Source organism: Candidatus Nitrosopumilus sp. bin_68KS (assembly GCF_054095825.1).
Genome location: NZ_JBSWSP010000036.1, coordinates 1 through 21636 on the forward strand (window position 1 = coordinate 1; position 21636 = coordinate 21636).

Annotated in this window: 21 protein-coding genes; 9 read left to right on the forward strand and 12 right to left on the reverse strand. The window is 33.9% G+C overall.

From position 1 onward, the window contains the following. The 4 genes from glmS to ACW9W3_RS11230 form a co-directional block, all read right to left on the reverse strand. Positions 1-1236, reverse strand: a 1236-nt coding sequence (gene glmS / locus ACW9W3_RS11215; protein ID WP_457766210.1) for a glutamine--fructose-6-phosphate transaminase (isomerizing), incomplete at its 3' end; no start/stop codon positions are given. Positions 1237-1275: 39 nt separating this feature from the next. After that, on the reverse strand, positions 1276-1944 hold the full coding sequence (locus ACW9W3_RS11220; RefSeq protein WP_457766211.1) for a 30S ribosomal protein S4: 669 nt from the start codon (positions 1942-1944) through the stop codon (positions 1276-1278). Between the two features lie 9 nt (positions 1945-1953). Continuing rightward, positions 1954-2523, reverse strand: a complete 570-nt coding sequence (locus tag ACW9W3_RS11225) for a 30S ribosomal protein S13 (RefSeq protein ID WP_457766212.1) — start codon at positions 2521-2523, stop codon at positions 1954-1956. Between the two features lie 123 nt (positions 2524-2646). Next, positions 2647-2799 (reverse strand): hypothetical protein, encoded by a 153-nt coding sequence (locus ACW9W3_RS11230; RefSeq protein WP_457766213.1) that lies wholly within the window; start codon positions 2797-2799, stop codon positions 2647-2649. A gap of 89 nt (positions 2800-2888) precedes the next feature. Here ACW9W3_RS11230 and ACW9W3_RS11235 point away from each other — a divergent pair, with 89 nt between their 5' ends. Continuing rightward, positions 2889-3200 carry a hypothetical protein gene (locus ACW9W3_RS11235; RefSeq protein ID WP_457766214.1) on the forward strand — a complete coding sequence of 104 codons (312 nt, stop codon included), beginning with the start codon at positions 2889-2891 and terminating at the stop codon, positions 3198-3200. On the opposite strand, the gene ACW9W3_RS11240 is transcribed toward ACW9W3_RS11235, so the two are convergent. Beyond that, positions 3192-3695 (reverse strand): hypothetical protein, encoded by a 504-nt coding sequence (locus ACW9W3_RS11240; RefSeq protein WP_457766215.1) that lies wholly within the window; start codon positions 3693-3695, stop codon positions 3192-3194. The two genes, ACW9W3_RS11235 and ACW9W3_RS11240, sit on opposite strands and share 9 nt — an antisense overlap. A 202-nt stretch (positions 3696-3897) precedes the next feature. Here ACW9W3_RS11240 and ACW9W3_RS11245 point away from each other — a divergent pair, with 202 nt between their 5' ends. Then, a complete protein-coding gene (locus tag ACW9W3_RS11245; protein WP_457766228.1) occupies positions 3898-4887 on the forward strand; it encodes a multicopper oxidase domain-containing protein in 990 nt (329 codons plus the stop codon). After that, complete coding sequence (locus ACW9W3_RS11250; protein WP_457766216.1) at positions 4877-6052, forward strand: ZIP family metal transporter; 1176 nt, start codon at positions 4877-4879, stop codon at positions 6050-6052. The genes ACW9W3_RS11245 and ACW9W3_RS11250 overlap by 11 nt, the downstream gene beginning before the upstream one ends. On the opposite strand, the gene ACW9W3_RS11255 is transcribed toward ACW9W3_RS11250, so the two are convergent. Next, positions 6049-7401, reverse strand: a complete 1353-nt coding sequence (locus ACW9W3_RS11255; protein WP_457766229.1) for a cation diffusion facilitator family transporter — start codon at positions 7399-7401, stop codon at positions 6049-6051. The two genes, ACW9W3_RS11250 and ACW9W3_RS11255, sit on opposite strands and share 4 nt — an antisense overlap. Before the next feature lie 99 nt (positions 7402-7500). Between ACW9W3_RS11255 and ACW9W3_RS11260 the strand changes: the two genes are divergently transcribed. The 3 genes from ACW9W3_RS11260 to ACW9W3_RS11270 all read left to right on the forward strand — a co-directional run bounded on the left by ACW9W3_RS11260 (position 7501) and on the right by ACW9W3_RS11270 (position 12270). After that, complete coding sequence (locus ACW9W3_RS11260; RefSeq protein ID WP_457766230.1) at positions 7501-10695, forward strand: peptidase; 3195 nt, start codon at positions 7501-7503, stop codon at positions 10693-10695. A 61-nt stretch (positions 10696-10756) separates the two neighbouring features. After that, on the forward strand, positions 10757-11893 hold the full coding sequence (locus tag ACW9W3_RS11265) for a CFI-box-CTERM domain-containing protein (RefSeq protein WP_457766217.1): 1137 nt from the start codon (positions 10757-10759) through the stop codon (positions 11891-11893). A 53-nt stretch (positions 11894-11946) separates the two neighbouring features. Continuing rightward, entirely contained in the window at positions 11947-12270 is a 324-nt protein-coding gene (locus tag ACW9W3_RS11270) for a hypothetical protein (protein ID WP_457766218.1), read from the forward strand. On the opposite strand, the gene ACW9W3_RS11275 is transcribed toward ACW9W3_RS11270, so the two are convergent. The 3 genes from ACW9W3_RS11275 to ACW9W3_RS11285 all read right to left on the reverse strand — a co-directional run bounded on the left by ACW9W3_RS11275 (position 12265) and on the right by ACW9W3_RS11285 (position 15633). Next, positions 12265-13845 (reverse strand): B12-binding domain-containing radical SAM protein, encoded by a 1581-nt coding sequence (locus ACW9W3_RS11275; protein ID WP_457766219.1) that lies wholly within the window; start codon positions 13843-13845, stop codon positions 12265-12267. The genes ACW9W3_RS11270 and ACW9W3_RS11275 overlap by 6 nt on opposite strands. Before the next feature lie 63 nt (positions 13846-13908). Further along, complete coding sequence (gene larB / locus ACW9W3_RS11280; protein ID WP_457766220.1) at positions 13909-14685, reverse strand: nickel pincer cofactor biosynthesis protein LarB; 777 nt, start codon at positions 14683-14685, stop codon at positions 13909-13911. Positions 14686-14718: 33 nt separating this feature from the next. Then, positions 14719-15633, reverse strand: coding sequence for a malate dehydrogenase (locus ACW9W3_RS11285; RefSeq protein WP_457766221.1), 915 nt, complete (start codon positions 15631-15633; stop codon positions 14719-14721). An 89-nt stretch (positions 15634-15722) separates the two neighbouring features. On the opposite strand from ACW9W3_RS11285, the gene larC reads away from it, so the two are divergent. The 3 genes from larC to ACW9W3_RS11300 are packed head-to-tail and all read left to right on the forward strand — an operon-like array spanning position 15723 to position 18906. Next, entirely contained in the window at positions 15723-16949 is a 1227-nt protein-coding gene (gene larC, locus ACW9W3_RS11290; RefSeq protein WP_457766222.1) for a nickel pincer cofactor biosynthesis protein LarC, read from the forward strand. Beyond that, complete coding sequence (larE, locus tag ACW9W3_RS11295; RefSeq protein ID WP_457766223.1) at positions 16946-17743, forward strand: ATP-dependent sacrificial sulfur transferase LarE; 798 nt, start codon at positions 16946-16948, stop codon at positions 17741-17743. The genes larC and larE overlap by 4 nt, the downstream gene beginning before the upstream one ends. After that, on the forward strand, positions 17740-18906 hold the full coding sequence (locus tag ACW9W3_RS11300) for a cysteine desulfurase family protein (protein WP_457766224.1): 1167 nt from the start codon (positions 17740-17742) through the stop codon (positions 18904-18906). Before larE ends, ACW9W3_RS11300 begins: the two co-directional genes overlap by 4 nt. Here ACW9W3_RS11300 and ACW9W3_RS11305 read toward each other — a convergent pair. The 3 genes from ACW9W3_RS11305 to ACW9W3_RS11315 form a co-directional block, all read right to left on the reverse strand. Next, the gene (locus ACW9W3_RS11305) at positions 18903-19703 is read right to left on the reverse strand and encodes a PEFG-CTERM sorting domain-containing protein (protein WP_457766225.1); all 801 of its coding nucleotides are present in this window, start codon (positions 19701-19703) and stop codon (positions 18903-18905) included. The two genes, ACW9W3_RS11300 and ACW9W3_RS11305, sit on opposite strands and share 4 nt — an antisense overlap. Before the next feature lie 64 nt (positions 19704-19767). Then, a complete protein-coding gene (locus ACW9W3_RS11310; RefSeq protein ID WP_457766226.1) occupies positions 19768-20610 on the reverse strand; it encodes a PEFG-CTERM sorting domain-containing protein in 843 nt (280 codons plus the stop codon). A 122-nt stretch (positions 20611-20732) separates the two neighbouring features. Beyond that, positions 20733-21590, reverse strand: coding sequence for a PEFG-CTERM sorting domain-containing protein (locus ACW9W3_RS11315; protein ID WP_457766227.1), 858 nt, complete (start codon positions 21588-21590; stop codon positions 20733-20735). Between the last annotated feature and the right edge of the window lie 46 nt (positions 21591-21636).

Here is a 21636-nt window from a genome sequence, read left to right on the forward strand (position 1 = left end):
ATTACTTAGTTTCTCTACTATTTTGTAAATTATTACAAGTTGTGATGTGAAACTCTTTGTTGCTGCAACTCCTATTTCTGGTCCACAATTCATCCCAATAACTACATCTGATTCTCTAGCAAGCGATGATGTGAGTAAATTTACAATAGATATAATTTTACAATTTGCTTTTTTAGCAATCTTTACTGCCTCTAATACATCTGCACTCTCACCACTCTGTGAAATAGCAATTAAGATTGAATTTTCCTCAATACTGTCTGGTGAAAATTGAAGCTCACTTGACATGATTGGCTCTACTTTGATTTTAGCATATTTAGATAACATTTGTTTTGCAATTAATGCTGAATTGTAACTTGTACCGCTACCTGTTATGTAGATATTTTTTGAATGTCTTAGATAATCAGCAGTTTTTTCAATCGCATCAGCAGTTTTTTCTCCTGCCCTCAAAATTGTTTCAGGTTGTTCATAAATTTCTTTTAGAGTAAAATGTGCATAATCTCCCTTGTAGGCATCTCCAAATTCTTTTGATACTTTGGTAATTCCATATTTTGCATGATTGCCATCAAAATCTAAAATTTGAAATTTCCCTTTGTCTAAAATAACAAAATTACCATTTTCCATGTAAATTGCATCATCTGTATATTCAATGAATCCTAGAACATCACTTGACAAAAAGAAATCATCTTTTCCAACTCCAATTATTAATGGTTCATGATATCTTGCTGCTGCAAGCTGACCATTTTCAAACATTGCAACAAAAGCATAATGTCCTTTTATTTCTGAAACTGTTTTGATGATTGTTTCTTTTACATCTCCAGTTAATTCATAATTTTTTTGGAGTAAATTGGCAATTATTTCACTATCTGTTTCACTTTTGAAACTGTATCCATCATTTTCTAATTGTTGTTTTAATTCCTTAAAATTTTCTATAATTCCATTATGGACTATTGCAATTTTTCCAGAATTACTTGGATGCGGATGTGCATTTGTATCTGTCACTTTTCCGTGTGTAGCCCATCTTGTATGGCCAATACCAATTTTTCCTGGCATTATGTCTAATTGGATTTTTGAATTTACCTCATCAACTTTTCCTATGCCTTTTTTTAGTTCAATTTTATTCTCGGATTCTGTTGCAACCCCAACGCTATCGTACCCGCGATATTCCATTCTTTTTAACCCCTTTACAAGAATGGGGGCCGCGCTAATTTTTCCATAATATCCTATGATTGAACACATGTTACTTTCTCTAATAATTGGGGTTATTTACTGATAAGCCTATTTTTTTGATGATTCTGTTGAAGAACTTTCATCTTTTTTTGTTTCTTCAGTGGTAGCCTCTACTGTTTCTTCAGTGGTAGCCTCTACTGTTTCTTCAGTGGTAGCCTCTACTGTTTCTTCAGTGGTAGCCTCTACTGTTTCTTCAGTTGCAGGTTCTTTGGATTTTGTACTCTCTAACATTTCTGGAATTTTTGATTCTGGTGTAAAATGAATACTATCTTCTTCTGCAACTGTTACTGTGTAAGATGGGATGTCTACCTTTCTTTCTCCAATCATGATATGGCCATGAATAACTGCTTGTCTTGCTTGATATGGTGTCTTAAATCCAAATTTTTTTGTTACAATGGTTTGTAATCTACGTGAAAGTAAATCATTAGCATTTAGATTAAGTACATCATCTAATGTTGCACCACTACTAACCAAACCAATCCTTGCAAGTGATTGCATTAAAATTGGTTCTTTTTCTTCTCTAATCTCTTGTCTTAATGCAAGCAATGATCTTGCTTGATGTCTAACACGTGATAATTCTGTGTGTGCTTTCCATAATTCTCTTTTTGTTCTTAATCCAAATGTTCCAAGAGTTTTGAGCTCTTCCATTTTTAATTCATAATTAAGTGGTCTTTTTGGTTTTCTCCAAACTCTACGTGGATATTTTGGATCTCCCATTCAAAACACCTATTCTTTTTTCTCCGCTGCCGGAGCTGCTGCTTCTGCTGCCGGAGCTGCTGCTTCTGCTGCCGGAGCTGCTGCTTCTGCTGCCGGAGCTCCTGCACTTCCCTTCTTCACTGGTGCTGCCATTCCTCCTTTTGCAACTCCAACTGCTCCACCTTTTCTACCTGATGTTCTGGTTCTTTGACCTCTAACTTTCAGACCGCTAAGATGACGATAACCTCTCCAACTTGCAGTTATTCTTTCTCTTTCAATATCATTTCTTAATGTAAATGGAATATCTGATGTCAGTAAATGTAAATCTGCTCCGGTTTCAATGTCCTTTCTTCTGTTAAGAAACCATGTTGGAAAATTTCCTCCAATAGGATCTGTAATCAATTTTTCAATTGCCTGAACATTCTCTTCAGTAAGATTTCCTATGTTAGAATTTGTGTTAATTTTTAATGTGTCTAGAATCGCTGTAGCAAAATTATATCCAATTCCTTTAATCTGGGTTAATCCAACGAGCATTTTTCGCTCTCCTGGGATATCGTTACCCACAATCCTTACAATATGTCTATATTCTTGAGTACTCAAGTATTCAAAAATTCAAAGAAACCCCGATAAAAACCATACTAGGCACATAATTGAATGGTTTTTGAATATTTTTCAAATATTCTTCAATTTCAAGGATTGATTTTGTTAAATTTTTGGTTCAAATTATCTAAAGTCTTCATCTTTTGTCCAATTATTGCCCTGAACATTCCATAAATTACATTTACAGCATTTTTTGATTCCCCTTTGAGCATCAATATCTATACAAAAACAGTGTACACCTTTGCCTGATGGATCTTGACTACAGAGCTTTTGCATGATATTACACAAACTCCTTTTTCTTAATTATCTTATTGGAATAATGTGTTCCAAAAGTTAATAATTTCTAATTTTCATGTTATATACAAATGAGTGATTCTTTTGACAAAGAAAAAGTTGTGGATTGCATGTTTGATCCTGTGACTTCTTCAATATTAGCAGAGCTTGAAGATGGTGAAAAAGAATGTTCATTTTTGGCACAACAATCTTCTATTTCTGAAAATGATGTCCTTGATAGGCTTGCATATTTGATTGAACATGAATTTATTTTAAAAAAATCAACTGATGGTAAATACAAACTTTCAGCCAATTCTGAGAAGCTCAACGGGATAATTGAAAATAGTGATAATTTTGATGCTACAATTAGCGGTCTTGAAAAAATGGATAGTTATCTAAACTGATCTTATCCTATTTTTAATACCTAGAATTCCCACTACTGCTAAGCCAATCATTCCAGCAACAATCACATATACTGGAATAAAGCCTAGAACTTTCTTTCCTGAATCAGGAAGAGGTCCAATAGCTCCAAACACTTGGGTTTCTTCATTACTATTACTTTGAACAATCAGTTTGTAGTTTCCTGTCTCTAAAACTTTAAACTCTTCTTCAATAGTTTCGTCATTAATTTCGTGAGAATTTATTTCAATATCTGATGGATCTAATATTTTTGCTGAAAATGTATTTTCTTGGAATTCGATTATTTGAACTGCGAAAATCCCAATAGGTGTAATCTGTGAATCAAAATTATTGGAAATTGAAAATGATTGCTCAGAACTCACTTTTCCATTATCTTGGATAATTCCTTCAAGAATGGCTTGATTTCCTAAAACTAGCAAAAACAATCCTATGATGATCACAACTCCTGAACCAACTACTATACTTCCTGATTTCTGCATGAACAGTTGTTGGTTTTCTTTAGTTTAAACCTAATTTTTCTAAAAATCTTAATAAATTGAGCATAAAAAGTTAGATTGGGCTAAAAAAGTTAGCTTAGGTTAAATTTAAATAAAGAATTTGACTAATAATCTTGTCCTGAAAATTACACGCTCTCAAACTATGTTTTTAGCAATTACCTTCTTAGTTGGGGTCTCTGCAATTATGATTTTCCCAATTGTATCACAAGCTCAATCAGAAGAAAAAACTTTTGTTACACATACTGGTGCTGTTGTAAAAACCTCTGGAGAAATTATTGATCCTCTATATGTTGTATCTACAGTTGAATTTGATCCTATGAACTATTTGCGTGATTTCAATTATGGTAGAGTCTCACAATTATCTGATGGTACTACCTTGAGAGAATATACGATTATTGCCGAAGATGATAAAATAATGGAAGTATCCCCTGGAGTATTTTATAATGTCTGGACTTTTAATGGAACCGTTCCAGGTCCTACAATTAGAGCTACTGAAGGAGATCTTCTTAAAATAAAATTCATCAACAAAGGTCAAAAAGAGCATACGATGCATTTCCATGGAATTCATCCAGCAGGCATGGATGGTGTGTTTGAACCTGTAGGTGGAAATGGCGGACAGTTTGTTTATGAATTTACTGCAGGTCCAGTTGGAGTTCATCCATATCATTGTCATGTGATGCCTTTAGAAGAGCACATTGTTCATGGACTTTATGGTGTGTTTATTGTTGATCCTAAAGAAGAACGACCATCAGCAGATGAAATGGTTATGGTTCTAAATGGATTAGATACTGACTTTGATACTGAAAATAATTTTTATGCTGCAAATACCATTCCATTTTATTATCAGCATCATCCAATTCAAATTAACACAAATGAATTAATTCGAATTTATGTTGTAAATATGGTTGAATTTGATCCGATAAACAATTTCCATTTGCATGGAAATTTGTATAAATATTATCCAACCGGAACTGATCTTGTTCCATCGTTTTACACTGATATGATAACCCTCTCCCAAACTGAGCGTGGAATTATGGAATTTGAATATCAATATCCGGGAAAATATCTATTTCATGCCCATAAAGTCGAATTTTCTGAAAAAGGTTGGGTTGGAATTTTTCTAGCCAAAGAGAATCTGGGAAAAAGCACACAGGAAGTAAATTATGGAAGTTGAAAATTATTCAAAATTGAAAGTTATTGCTAGTGGAATCATTCCGTTTGTTTTTCTAATTATCTTAATACTGTATATTTTTGGCCCAGGTGCAAGTTTACTTGATCTTGGAATTCCTCTACCTGAAATTACTATTGAGAGTGTAAAATTTATTGATTCTGAAATTCAAGCAACAGTTCGGAATACTGGCCCAATACCAGTTGAAATAGTAATGGCCGATGTTAATGACAGAATTCAACCTGCTGCAGTAGAGCCTGATAGATTTCTTGACAGATATGAAACCACACTAGTACGAATTCCTTTTGAGTGGAATGAAGCAGAACCATATATTATTGGAATTACTATCGAGGATGGAACAAGATTTGAGAAAGAAATTGAGGCCGCTGCATTTGCACTTGAACCATCTTTTGATCTTGTTATATTTTTTGCAATAATTGGAACATATGTTGGAATAATTCCCGTAATGATAGGATTACTATGGCTTCCATTCATTAAAAAAATTAGCAAGCAAAAATATCATTTCTTTTTGGCTTTAACTATTGGATTATTGCTCTTCTTGGCAATTGATTCCATAGAAGAAGCATTAGAAGTTTCAAATGAAAATTTGGCTAAAAGCTTCAATGGTTCATTACTAGTTGCAACTGTGGTGATTTTATCATTTCTTGGATTATATTATTCTGGAAATAAGATTGTCAAAAAAGCTGATTCGTCTAAACTTGCAAAACCTGTTGCAATTGCATTGATGATATCTATTGGAATTGGATTGCATAATTTTGGTGAAGGTCTTGCTGTTGGCGCATCTGTCGGTTTAGGATCTTTAGCTTTTAGTACATTTTTGATTGTAGGTTTTGCCTTACATAATACTACAGAAGGGATTGCAATCGCAGCTCCTATGTCAAAAGGAAAATTGATGATTGGCAAGCTTGTGGCCTTGGGTCTTATTGCTGGCTCTCCTGCAATTTTTGGTGCCTGGGTAGGGGGATTTGCATATTCTCCCTTTTCATCAGTGATATTTCTGGCAATTGGGGCTGGTGCAATATTTCAAGTAATTTTTGTCATTATGAAATGGATTCGAGAAGAAAATGAGAGTAACATGTCTAGTTTTTCAGTAGTATTTGGAATTGCAATAGGGATGCTAGTCATGTATCTGACCAGTATTCTAGTTTAGATGGGTTCAGGATGTATTGTGATTACTGAATCATTTACCTCTGTTCTGATTTCATGCTCTATTCCCGAAATCAAATCATGAACTTTTTCAATTGACAAATCTTTATCAAAGGAGCAGTCAATATCGATTTTTAGAATATTCTCAAAATTCAAAGAGACTATCCTTCCGATCTTTTTAATCTCTGAATATTTTTCAAGTATTCTTTTAATTTGATTTTCAGTAATTTTATCCTCCAAGTTGAAATTTTCCGGAATTTTAACAAAAGGCTCTAAATGAATTGTAGCATGCTCTATCTCTGGAATGTTTTTGTGAATCTCTTCTTCAATTATTTCAGAAATTTTATGAGCAGATAAAAGATCCATATCTCTGTCAACCATCACATGTAAATTTGAAAATGTTTTTCCTTTGGTTTTATGTGAACTTACATTATGGACATCTTTTACGCCATCTATTCCCTTTGCAATTTCTAGAATTTTTGCATCTAGTGGAACATCTTGCCAACTAGGTTCAAAATGTACAGTAATTGTTGAATTTGAAATTTTATTTTTTATGTTAGTCTCAACATTGTTGCTTATCTCGTGTGCTTTATCAAAACTCGTATCTCCTCTTAATGATATGGTGATATCTGCAAAAATTGTTTCACCTGATCTTCTCATTAATATTGGATCTGCGTTAATTACTCCTTCAGTAGATATTGCAATTTCTTTAACATTTTTTACAAGTTCTGGTGAAATAATATCTGTTAAGTCAAGTGCAGTTTTGTAAACTAGTTTGATGCTAAGTATAGCTAATAATCCTCCCAGGATTAGTGCTGCAACAAAATCTCCAAAGTACAATCCATATGAAACAAGAACTATTCCAATTATTGCAACTAGAGTAGATCCAAGATCCATAAATGCATGATAGAAATCTGCTTTGAGAGTGGCCCCTCCAATTTTCTTTATTGATTTTCTTAGAAGGCCTATTCTGAAAATATCAATGCCAATTGTGTATAACCCTGCAATGATTGCAAACAATCCTGGTAAGATTGTTGGAGGTGGACTTTGCAATCTATGAATCGATTCATAAATAAAAAAACATGCAATCAAAAAAATTGCAATTCCTCCAATCATTCCTCCTAATGATTCAATTTTTCCGTGTCCATAGGTGTGCTCTGCGTCAGCCGGTTTCATTGCCAATCTTGCAGCCAAAAGTAAGACCATAGTTACCACACTGTCCAATAATGCATGAATTCCATCTGTAATGAGGGCTAGACTGTTTGATATTAAACCAAAAATTAATTCAACTAAAAATGCCGAAAATATAGCTAATAATGAAATTTGTAGTATCCTGGTTCTTTGCATATACATTTCCATGTTTTTAATAATTCTAATCATGTATTACAAGTTTCTAAGAATAAAAGATACGACAATGTTATTTGTGATAAAGTGATTTTTGCAATGTTGGGCATGAATTTTTTCTATATTCCATTATTTCTTTCATTGATATTTCTGATTCCTCTTTTGGAAGTAGATGCTGCTAGTAATTCTAATCTGTTTGTGTCTGCTGAAAATTCACAATTTAAAAATCATTTTTCAGGTTCCATGGTGATAGAAGTTGTGATAAATGATCCTAATCTGAAGGACACTGGTCAAGGAAAAGGTGAACCCGATGTAACTCTAAATGGTAAATCTTTGAGAATGGTTCAGGCAACTGATGGAAATTGGTATGCTTATTTTGCAAATGTTGGAAAAGCAAAGAAAGCTGATGCTACTGTGGGTCTTGCTGGAAAAGGATTAGATTTTGGAGTATTTTGTAGTAGAGACACATCTTCATCCGTTTTTGGAATATCTCTTTCTGAAACTGATGGATTTGCAGTTCCACGAATTGGTTCATTGGGTGGTTTTACAAATGGAGATTCTTCATTTACCTCGTGTACTGGAACTCCAACAAATACTTCAAACCTGAATAATGTAGTTAGAAAAGCAAAATCAATTAATACGAATTCTAATATTCCTGTAGGTCAAATTGGTTTGAATTCAAATGCCTGGCCTTTGATTCAACTTTATTCTTTTGATGATGTAATAATTCAATATAATCCAGGCGGACCAACACAGAAAGTTTCACTCGAATATGATGAAATGGAAAACATTTCTTTGAATATTGATAGAACTCTATATCCCAATAATGCCGAAGTATTTCTAACTGCCAATGATTTTCAATTAAATCAGGATCCTACTGATGAAGATTCGTGGACATTTGATATTGGATCTACTCCATCAACATTTTATCAAGCATTTGATAATTCTGGAACTAATTCTGCAAATGGCGGTTTGGGTTTAGTAGATTTGGTACCAAGTCTTTCTTCTTTGGGGTTTGAAAACAATGGCAAACTTTCAATTGATCTTGGAAATATAATGGAATTAAGAACAAATAATGATCAACCTTCTTCTTCTGTAAATAATGGTGGCGCAAATACTTTTTCAGAGATAGTGACATTAGTTGAACAACAACCAAATTCTGGAATTTTTGAGAGCTTTGATTCAAATGATCAATCTGTGATTGGAATTCTTGCTAATGCACCTCGTGGACAAACTGGAAAAATAAGTTACAATGATGAATTCCTTTCAGTTTTGACAGGTTCTTTAACTGCATCTGTTTCTCTTGATGATACGCCAACTTTGACTATTGGGAATAATAATGCTCTACGTCCTGGAACTGAATATCCTGTGATTTTAAAAGATCCAGATCAAAATCTGAACACTGGGGCAAATGATGATTTAGACGTATTTAGGGAAACTGCAATAATTCCTACTATAATAATTGGAAATCCACTTACTCTGGGGAATGCAAATAATGCCAAATTTCATTCAACTTCGCCCACTTTGACAGGCGGAACTAGTGTAACCTCTTCTGTACCTGACTCTAATTCTGATAGATTGATTATAGATACTACTACATTAGGAATTACCTCATTTGATATGTTTTCTATAAACTTGGGAGTTTCAGCCTCTACTTTAGCCTCAATTTTACTTGATGATTCTAAATCTAACACAAGCGGTACAAACTGGATAAATTATGATTTAAGATCATTTGAAAAAGAATTAGATGTTTCTGACTTTAGTGATACCTCATTTACTTTGACTTTTGGAACTCTTGGATCTTCGCCAATTACTATAGTTGATGCAGGTGATCTTATATCGGCACAAGGTTTTATCCAAATTGATAATTCTGATGTAACCTCCATTTTGGCTGAAAGTGGAAATGTATTCCTTGTAATTGATTTTGACTCATCTAATAATGACGCTGGTGTTATTGATATTTCTAGTGAAACCAAAAAACAACCAATTGTCTTTGATGTATTTTCTTTTGGACTAAAAAATGATAAAAGTATTAACAATTCTATTTACCGTTTTGAATTAGAAGAAACAAGTGACAACTCTTCAATTTTTGAAGGTACTCTGGAATATGCTGTCGCAAATCAATTGAATATATTAGATCCTAATTTCATTCAAACCATTCAAACCATTGGTGATGAAATAAAAATTATTATTACAAATAGATTGATAGGTGAATCTGGAGTTACTATATCTTATTCTGATCTTGATGTAACTGGCGTTACAACTTCTATTTCATCCCAATCGGATTTTAAAACTCATTCTGGTGATGTCATATCTTCTTCACAAACATTTCGTTTTGGACAACCTGTAACAATCACTCTAAAAGATCCTGATCTTAACTTGAAAAAAGATCTAATTGACATTTATTTTGTAAATAATGATCCGAATTCTGGTGATGTTGATACTGTGGGAAAGGACGGAGTGATTTTACTTGAAGTTTTGATTAAAGATATTCGTTACAAACGTTGTACTATTGATAACGTTGAATATGGTGGTTTAGGCGCAACAGGATTCACTCTTGTTGAAACTGGACCTAGTACTGGAGTATTTGAAGGTGTATTCAAAATGCCCTCACAAATTTGCAACAAGTCTGGAACGGCTTTAATTTCCTCAGCAGGCGGCAGTCTTGATGCTAAATACTATGATTCACGAGATAATTCTGGCAATGCAAATACATTTAGTTTATTGAGAAGCAAATCACCTACTTCTTTTTCTAGCTCTCCTCAACTTAGTTCATATGAAATTATGAAACCACTTTCAGGAAATATTGAGGAGATTACTCTTTCTGGTAGTGTAAATAATCATAGACGTGGAATTCCCTTGGAAGTGAATATTATTTCTCCTGATGGAAAATCTCAGAATTTTGGAGCAACTCTTTCTAGTGGGGGCGGTTATAGATCCATGATTTCAATTAATGAAAATTCTTTATCAGGAGTTTATGAAATTCGATTATCACATAATGATTTTGATTTGGGTTCCGTATATTTTGAAGTAATTTCTCCAAAAATTCCTAGTTGGGTAAAAAGTATTGCAAAATCTTGGGCTTCAACTACAATCACAAATTCAGAATTTATTGATGGAATTGAATATTTGATTGAAGAAGGAATAATTGCCATTCCTTCTGCTCCAAATGATTCTTTCAGTCAAACAATTCCTGATTGGATCAAAAACAATGCGTTATGGTGGGCTGATGGGAAAATATCTGACGAAGACTTTGTTAAATCGCTTCAATTCTTGATCAAAAAAGGTATCATTAGAGTATAATCTGGTCAATTTTTGTTTCGTTGAAAACATAAATAGTCTTATTAATTCATAATTTTCAAGCATGAAATTATATGGTATTGCTACGTTAAGTATACTGACATTAATTATCTTATCAAATGGGGTATCTGGTAATATCTATGCTCAAACCCCTTCTTGTGGTTCTGATGAAGTCATTGTGAATGGTCAATGTGTTAATGCATTTGATGGTGATGATAATGTTGACAATGATTTAGGCTTGACTACTGATCTTGATCTATATTCTCAGGGTAGCACGATTAAAATTTCTGGAAAAATACAAAACTATGAAAATCTTGTTGGTGGTGCTGTGACTATGATGGTTATTTCTCCTAGTGAAACTATTATCCAAATTGCTCAGCTAATCCCAAATTCTGATGGTTCATTTAGTACTCAGATGTTGGCTGATGGACCTCAATGGAAATTATCTGGTGATTATAAAATCAGCGCTAATTATGGTGCAAATTTAAAATCTAATATTTTGATTGAATTTACTGGCGGCTCTGGAAATGTTGTTTCTGGAGGAACTGGTACAGTTCCACCACCACCACCACCAACATGTACTTCCAATCAACAATTAATCAACGGCAAATGTGTTGATAATATTCCACCACCACCACCACCACCACCAACATGTACTTCCAATCAACAATTGATTGATGGACAGTGTGTTGACAATGAACCACCACCACCAACATGTGGAGCTGGAACTGAGCTTGTAAATGGAATTTGTAAAGTAAAACAAGAGCCACAGTGTCCTACAGGTTATTCTATGAAAGATGGCTTATGTGTTGAAGAGAAAGGTGGATGTCTTATTGCAACTGCAGCTTATGGAACTGAACTGGCACCACAAGTTCAATTCTTAAGGGAAGTTAGAGATAATACTGTTTTAAGTACTGTTTCTGGAACTGCATTTATGTCTGGATTTAATACAGTATACTATTCATTTGCACCAACAGTTGCTGATTGGGAAAGAGAGAATCCAATATTTCAGGAAGCGGTAAGAGTTTTCATCACTCCTATGCTTTCTACTTTATCTATAATGTCATTGGCCGATAATGGTTCAGAAGTTGAAGTTTTAGGACTTGGAATTTCTGTAATTGTCCTTAACTTGGGAATGTATATTGCAGCACCAGCATTAATTGGATTCAAAGTTCATAAGCACATTAAATCCAGAAAATAGTTATCTAATTCTCTTCTAGTAACTTATTATATTGAGACTGATTACAAATTGTAATGCATACTGAGTATGAGGAATTTGAAAATATTGAAGATATGTTCATGTATATGGCATCTGCCGCTCCTCCAATGAAAAATACAATGCCAATTAATTCTTACAAAGGATATGTTATGGCATTTATTCCGCTTAGTCCTGCAACTGGAGAAACATATCTTATGATTTATGCAAGTGGGTCACTTGAACCGGGAATTTATGAATTTGATGTTTCATCAAAATCTTACAAAAAAGTGGAAGGAATTGAAAGAGCAGACAAAGTTTACTTTATCTGTTTAACACCTAAAAGAAACACTTTGGCAGATTCTGCTATTAAAACACTATAATTTTTTAGTTTGAATTTTTGGAGCAGATACAGATCTACTTCGTGCATATTTGTCAATTATTTCATCTGGGGTTCTTCCGTTGAAGAGATCTTTACACAATCCTCTGAGATATCTCATAATTGCCCAAGTTCCAGCTTTGAGAATTCCGTACATGAATACCTTCATTGGTGGTCCATATGTTTTATTTCTGAGAATGATTGGGATGATGTCGTTGATTACTCGAAGATTATTTTCCCAACATTTCCAAAATAGCGTAAATTGTGCCTCATTCAAGTTTCCAAAATGCATTGAATTTTTCTCACTAAAGTCTTGATAAAGTAATGGTGCTACAAGTCCTCTAAAGTTCATCTCTCTAAAGTCACTCATCATATCAATGGTATATTGAATATCATCTGGTGTTTCATCAGGCCAACCAATAATGATTGTAGCTGCCGGGAACCAGTGGTTTTCATTTAGTATTTTTGCGCCTTCTCTAACTACACTTCCCCATTCTTCTGGTGAAAATGGTTTTGTTTTTACACCTAGGTGCTTCTTTACCATTGCAGGTGCAACAGTTTCAATTCCTAAATTGGTTGCAAGCCATCTTCCTGTTTTGTCCTGTTCGTTGATTTGTGAAATTTGCTGCATAAGTGTAGGATCTGCTGCAACTGCTGAAAATGTCATATGTGTAGTTCCCACAAAATTTGCTCCTAATCCTTTGAGTCCTTTCCACAAATCCACAATGGCGTCTCTATTTGGGATAAAGTCTCTGTTGTCACATCCATAGAGGAGCATCTCATCTGAATGTAGCCAAATTGAATCAAATCCATAATCTAAATTGGTTTTTGCTTCGTGCTGTAATCTTTCTAAAGGTAAATCTTTCTTTGATCTTTTATTTACATCACAAAAGTCACATCCTCTTCCACATCCTCTCATTGCTTCAATCAATGAATTGATTGTGGGTCCTTCTATTACTGGAATGTTTTCAAGATTTCTAACAAAACAATGCATTAACTCTGGGGCATCATTTTTTTCTAGGTCTTGGAATAAATCTACTGCTAATTCATCTGCTTCTCCTACAACAACAGTGTCAATTCCATGTATTTTCATTCTATCTGATTTTGCTAATTCCCATGCACCGTTTCCACCTACCACCACTTTGAAATCATATTTCTTTTTGAGTTGAATAATACTTGCACACATTTTTTTAAATTTCATTGCAACATAGGATAATTTTTCAGGTGACATTGTTGTAGTTACCGGAGCCATTCCTAATGGATCCATTACGTTAATTCCAACAACTTTGGTATCTGGTCCTATTGATTTGTGAAGCATTTCTGGATGTGCCATAAAGACATCTTCTCTTTTGTATCCTCCTTGAATCAATGAACTTTCAATTCTTCTTAGGCCGACTTGAGCAACTTTCACCTCCCCTGTGATTGGGTCCGTTTCAACTGAAGGACAAAACACTTTATCAAATACCCATTCAGGTAGAACCTCATATGGTCCACATGCAATGAATCCATACAGAAAATTTCCTCTGTAATTTGTCATTAAGCTACGATCAGCAGTAAGAACAACACGTTTGCCAGCCAACTACCAGACTTCGACAAAGTATGTTATATATGATTTACGAGACAGATCATTACTGGTTGGAAATTAATCTTTTTTTCTAATTGTTCTATTTGCAATATTTGCAGCAATTCCACCTGCTGCAATCCCATTATCTATATTGACTACTGATAATCCTAGAGAACAGCTTTGAAGCATTGATGCTAATGCTGCAATTCCTTTTTCTCCATATCCATATCCTACAGATGTTGGAATTCCTATAACTGGAATGTCTACCATTGATGAAACTAGTGTAGCCAAAGCTCCTTCCATTCCTGCAGCAACTATGATACAATCAACATCTTCATTAATCATTTTTTTTAAAATCGGAAATATTCTTTGAATTCCTGCAACGCCAACATCATAACCTGTTATGCATTTACAATTCATTGCTTCGCACATTAATCTGGATTCTTCTGCAACTCCAATATCTGAAGTTCCTGCAGTGAGAATTCCTACTTTTCCTCCGTGGGGAGAAATTGTCTTTTTAAATAATGATATGGTGGATGAGTTTTTTCCTGTTTTTATTGTGACTTTTAATCTTTTAGCAAATGCTAAAATTTTTGGATAATCTTTTTTCTTAATTCTTGAAATTAATACTGAATTTGATTTTTCTAAAGTTTTTTTCACAATTTTTTTAATCTCTTCAATTTCTTTTGTTTCTGCAAAAACTACTTCTGGAATTCCACGTCTTTTACCCCTATTGATATCAATTTTTGCAAAACCTTCTACTTCTTCAATTGAATATAATGAAAGAAGTTTTTTTGCATTATTGGTTGATATTTTTCCTGTACTGAGTGATTCTAAAATTTTATCAATTTCCAATGATGATATTTCTTTGTTAGTATAAAAAAATGCTTAGATTTCTATACCTGAAATGGCACTTTTAACACTCTCAACAGCTTTATCAAAAACCTGTCTTTCTTCATCATTTAGATCTAATTCAATAATTTTCTCTACACCTTTTCTTCCAATTATTGCTGGAACGCCAATTGTAACATCTGAATGCCCATATTCACCATCAAGGTATGTTGCAACAGGTATGACTTGTTTTCTATCTCTTACAACTGATTCTATAATTGCAGAAATTGCATTTCCTGGTGCATGTACTGTAGCTCCTTTCAATTCAATTACTTTTGCTGCAACTTGTTTTGTATTTTGAATTAACTCATCTAATTTTTCTTTTGGAAGAAATGTTGATAATGGAATTCCTGATACAGATGAAAATCTTGGTAGTGGTAACATATTTTCACCATGTTCTCCAATTACTAGTGCTCTGATTGAATCACGAGAATGCCCTGTTGCTTCATGAATAAATTGTCTAAATCTTGATAAATCTAACATTCCACCCATGCCAAATACTCTACTTCTATCAAATCCTGAAACTTTGTATGTGATGTATGCCATTGGATCAAGCGGATTTGTCACTGGAATTATCATTGAATTATCTGCATATTTTTTGATATTTTCTACAACACTTTTTACAATTGACGCATTAATTTTCAAAAGATCCATTCTTGTCATTCCTGGTTTTCTTCCAGAACCTGCAACCACTACAACAACATCTGAGCCTTTCATATCTGCAAAATCATTTGATCCTTTTACTTCTACATCAATTCCTTGCTCTGATAACATGTGGTTGATATCCATTGCTTCACCTTGTGGAAGTCCTTTGGCAACATCAAGTAACAATATCTGATCATCTAATCTTTTTATTGCTGAGAATAATGCTGCATCCCCTCCTACTTTTCCAGAACCAATAATTGTAATCATGAAAATCGTCGTTGATTTTCAATAATTAAATCTAATGAAATTCCTGAACTTTTAGACGAATTTATAAGCATTTTTGATAATTTTTAATCATGGTTGTAGTCATTGATCCTCAGATTGCTGGAATCTCTGGTGACATGCTTTTATCCTCATTAGTTGATTTGGGTGCTGATAAAAAAAGAATAATTGCAGGAATTAAGGAATCTGAAAAATTCCTTTCAGATTCTATAATAAATAAAATTGATTTTCAAAAAATTCAGAAACATGGAATTGATTGTCTAGAATTGATTTTAGAAATTAATGAAGAACCACATGAACGAAAGGGTTCTGAAATTAAAAAAGCCATCACTGATTCAACTAAAGCATTAGGACTATCTGATAAATCACAAATTTTTGCAGAGTCTTGTATTGATTCTCTGATCTCTTCTGAATCCAAAATTCATGGAATTCCTGAAGACTCGGTTCATTTTCATGAAGCCTCAAGTATAGACACTCTTGTTGACATTGTAGGTGTTGCAATTGCCTTGGAAGATTTGGGTTTGTTTGAAGAGAAAATTGTATGTCTACCTGTTTCTGTTGGCGGTGGAACTGTGACCTTTTCACATGGAACCATGTCAAATCCAGCCAGTGCAATTCTTGAGATCTTTAAAAACTCAAATTTGATAATCAAAGGAAATGATGCAAAAGAAGAACTTACTACTCCTACTGGAGCATGCATTTTAGTAAACTTGGTAGATATTGCTATGGAGTATTATCCTTCGATGAAAATCGATTCAATTGGTTATGGTGCAGGCCAAAAAAATTTTGAAACATTTTCAAATTCTTTAAAAATTATTCGCGGCTCAAAAAATAATTTTGATATTGATTCCGTTAAAATTCTTGAAACAAACGTGGATGATGTATCCGGGGAGATACTTGGCAATCTAATTGAAAAAATTATGACTAAAGGTGCAAAAGATGTTTCAATATATCATGGAATTGCAAAGAAAGGAAGACCTACAAATCTTGTATCTGTTATATGTGATGATGAAAATGTAGATGATATTGTTGATACTTTGGTGTTAGAAACTGGAACTTTGGGGGTGAGAATCTCTGATTCTAATCGATTCATTGTTCCCCGAACAATTCATGATGTCTCTTTAACATTATTTGGCCAGTCTTTCAAAGTAAATTACAAAAAATCTAGTTTTAAAGGAAAAACTAATTTTAAAATAGAATTTGATGACTTGAAGAAAATATCGAACATCATTGATAAATCAATTAAAGAAACAGAATCATTACTAAGAAAAGAAATTGAGGCAATGGAGAATTTCAAATGACAAATCTTGATAGCCTTGTGGATTGGTTTGGTGATAAAAATAAGGTGATAATTGCTCTTTCTGGTGGTGTTGATAGTGCCCTTGTTGCATATGCTGCTTTTCAAAAATTAGGAAAATCTGCAATTGCCGTTACTGCTGATTACAAAACTTTGTCTGAAGAAGAACTCCAAACATCTAGAGATGTCTGCTCTGAAATAGGTATTGAGCAGCTCTTTTTAGATTATGATGAACTTGAAAATGAAGATTTTACAAAAAATGATTCAAATCGATGTTTTCACTGCAGAATGGAACTGGGAGATCATCTGATTGAATTAGCAAAAGAGCATAATGTACAGATTATTGTTGATGGTACAAATCTTGATGATTTGGGTGATTATAGACCTGGAATTGATGCCTTAAAACAATATGGGATCAGGAGTCCCCTTGTGGAAACAGGATTCTCAAAATCTAAAATTAGAGATACTGCAAAATCTATTGGATTGTCTGTGTTTGACAAGCCATCCAATTCTTGTCTTGCATCTAGGATTCCTTGGGGACAAAGAGTAACCGCAGAAAAACTTACTCGAATAGAATTTGGTGAAACAATTGTAAAACAATTAACAAAATTAAAACAAGTTAGAGTTCGAGATCTAAATGGTTCTGCCAAAATTGAAGTTGATAAAGAAATGATATCTCTTTTTGATGAATCTATTTTCGAGCAAATTTCTGAAAAACTAAAACTGATTGGATTTAGCACCGTCGAAATTGATCCGGAAGGGTATAAACCAGGAAAAATCAATGTGATTGCAGATTGATTTATCTTGATAATGCTGCGTCCACTAAAATTCATGACGATGTTTTAGAAACGATGCTTCCCTATCTCAAAGAACAATATGGTAATCCATCATCCATTCATCGTTATGGGAGATTATCACACAAAGCCATTGAAAAAGCAAGAAAACAAATTGCTTCTTTAATCAATGCAGAACCCTCTGAAATTCTTATCACTTCAGGAGGTACTGAATCCAACAATACTGCATTAAGGGGAATTGCGATGAAAAATCCTGCATCTCAGATTATCACATCTTCCATTGAACATGATGCGATTTTAGAGCCTTGCAAAAAATTGTCTCAAAGTGGATTTGATGTTGATTATCTTCCTGTAGATTCATTTGGAATGATAGATATCTTGGAACTTAAAAATTGCATTTCTGATAAAACTTGTCTTGTCTCCATTATGTTTGGAAATAACGAAGTAGGCACTATCCAGCAAATCTCTGAAATTGCTAAAATTTGTAATGAAAAAAAAATTCTATTTCATACTGATGCTGTTCAAGCAGTTGGTAAAATCCCCATTGATGTCCAAGAATTGGGTATAGATTTACTGTCAATTTCATCTCATAAACTATATGGACCAAAAGGAATAGGCGCATTATTCATCAAAAATGGAGTTTCAATTGATCCTGTAATTTTGGGAGGTGGTCAAGAAAATGGTTTGCGTTCTGGAACTGAAAATGTTGCAAATATTGTAGGATTTGGAAAAGCATGTGAAATTGCAAAAACCCATTTGGATGAAAATATGTCCAATGTGAAAAAACTGCGAGATTACATGATTAAAAAAATCCTGGATGAAATACCTGAAGTTACTCTAAATGGACATTCTGAATCCAGATTACCTAATAATGTCCATTTTACATTTCTTGGAGTTAACGGAGAAGATCTGATAATCAAACTTGATGAATTTGGAATTGCAGCTTCAACTGGTTCTGCATGTTCTGTTAATACACAAAAAGCTTCTCATGTTTTAGAAGCTATGGGTTTTTCACTAGAACAAATTACAGGTTCATTGCGATTAACCCTTGGGATTTTTAATAATGAGAATGAAATCAATGAAACCGTTGAGGTACTAAAGAAAGTTGTCAAAGAGCTCCGTTCAGTCTCACCATTCAAAGAAAAATATTCTTTTGGTTTAAACTAAATTTTTATCTGAATTTTATTTCTAGTCATTACAATTGTTGCCATGATTCCTATGATTAGTATCATTACTGCAATAGTACTGAATTCTGGAACTACGTACGTTCCAATAATCTCGATATCTGAATCTCCTTGTTCAAAATTAATTGTTATTACTCTAGAATCTGAACCTACTACTGACTCTTGATATGGCACTTCTATTCCATCTATTAATATGATGAATGTATCATCCTTTCCATCTTGTTTTTCTGCCCCAATGAATTCTCTAGGTAGATCTAATGTGATTGTTCCTTCATCTATTGCATCAATTTGTACAATCAAAGCAAAAATTTCCGAATCTACTATGATGTTTTCCATTGTTCCTCCCTTTATGGTGTATTCTACATCAAATGTTCCCTTACTTCCCGCATCTACCTCAAAATTGGTGGTGGTTTCAGTTATCTGTGATTTTGGAGTAAATGTAAATTCACTTTCTGCAATATGTTCTTGATAGAATGCTCTAATTGTATAATCTCCGCCTTTTTTCCATACTCCTCCTTCAGCAATAATTATTTTTGTAAATGTCCCATCTTGGCCAACTGTAATCTGTGCAATTTCTACTATTGCACCTTCATTGACAATTTGTATTAATACTGGTGTATCTCCAATCACCGTATTCACTTTTCCAAAAATTACAATTGTGTCTCCTTCATCATAATTGCTATCATCCGTCTCAATTGATAGTAAGGACTCTTGTGCAAAAGCAGTACCTGTTGTAATCAGCAGTAGTGATAATAATGCATAAAATATTCTAAATTCCACAAAGTTTCAAATGCCCATTTGTATATTTTCTTTACTACTAAAAAATGAAAAAAGTTGTGTGGTTTTAGTATCTTGGCATAATACTGAGTCTTGACTTTGCAGAAACTGCAATTATTGAGATAATTGCTACTGCTAGAATCATGGCTGCAATTGTACCAAATTCTGGTATCACAAAGGTACCTATAATTTCAATTTTCTCAGCGCCTGCTAGGAACATGACTGTTACTTTGTTTCCGTCAATTTCAACATCATCCCATTCTTGTCCATCAACTAGTACCATGAAGATACCGTCTTGGACTTTTTTGGATGGGGTTACTGTTAATGTTCCATCACTTTTAGCGTCGATGTTAATGACAATTGATTTGTCATTAGTATTGAGAGTTGCACTTTTTACTACTCCGCCGTTAATGGTAAATGGTATACATTGACCACTTGCAGTAATCTGATTAGGACCACATGCGGTTGGTGTAGGTTTTGAAGTTGCTTCTCCACCAATTAGTTCAACTTGGGCTTTGCTGCTTTTTTCAACACTGCCATAGTTTACTTTAATGGTGTAAGTACCATCGTATTTCCACAATGCACCTGCTGTGTTTAATGTAGTCTCAAAACTCTTGTCATCTGCTACAACTATTTGATTAATTGTAACAATGGAGTTGAGTGGATTCACAACAGTTACTGTGACTGGATATCCAGATGCTATGTTTGCTACTTGACCTGATACCGTAATTATCTCATTATGCATGTACTGTTCTTTATCTGTCCAAACAGATATTGGGAGTGCTTGCATCAATGCATTCTTTGCTGAGATTTTAGCCTCATCTTGAGCACATCCTACACATGCTGGTGGAAGCATTGGTTTATCCATATGTTCACCACTTTCATGATGTTCAGCAAATGCTGATGACATAGTTAAGGTACCGACTGCAGTCAAAACGGCTAGTAGCGCGAACGACGTACGACTGTTCATCTTGTTGCAAATTGAACCTGTCTCTATTTATGTATATTTAAAAAGAGAAAAAAGTTGTGAACTTAGTATCTTGGCATAATGCTAAGTCTTGACTTTGCAGAAACTGCAATTATTGAGATAATTGCTACTGCTAGAATCATGGCTGCAATTGTACCAAATTCTGGTACTACGACTCCATCTTTTATATCGACTTCAGTTGAAGCGGTATATTTTGGATCGTCAAATTGTTTTGCACTTACAGTATAGAATCCATTTTGCTTCCATAGCGGTCCGCCTGTGGTAATTGTTTTAGTAAATTCTCCATTAAGCATTGGTGATACTTGAGCTACAGATACTACATTACCATTTGGTGCAGTTATGGTTAAAGTAACATCTTGACTTACTCTATCTGTTGTACCTTCTATGTTGATTGTTGTAGATCCTATAACAGCATCTGCATAAATTTCAATTCCTTTATCTGTTGCAACATTTGGGGTGGTGTAAACTAATCCTGATTCCATATTGGTCTCAGTTACAAGAGTTTTTTTTGCCATTCCGTCTGCTACTTCAACAAGCACCTTTAATGAGTACAATGAACTTTGCTGTGGGCTCTGCATGGCCTTGATTGTATAGAATCCATTTTCAGTCCATGTTGGACCTATTTTAAATTCAGTTGCAAATTCTCCATTAACATCTGGTGAAATTTGACTAATTCCTACTACATTGTTTCCACTTGGAGATGTTACTCTAAATGTGACATCTGTAATTTTTGAAATTGTCTTGCCTGTTACCGTAATCGTGTCTGAGTTTCTATCAGCCGTGGCTGTAAGACTCATTCCTTGACTTTGAGCAAAAGCATCTTGTTGAATTGAGGTCATTGAAATTAATGACAATGCCATGAGGGCTATCGCCATTGATGTTGTAGAACGTTTAAAATTCATCCTAATTCAACTTCAGATATCTTGTTATTTATGTATATTTAAAAAT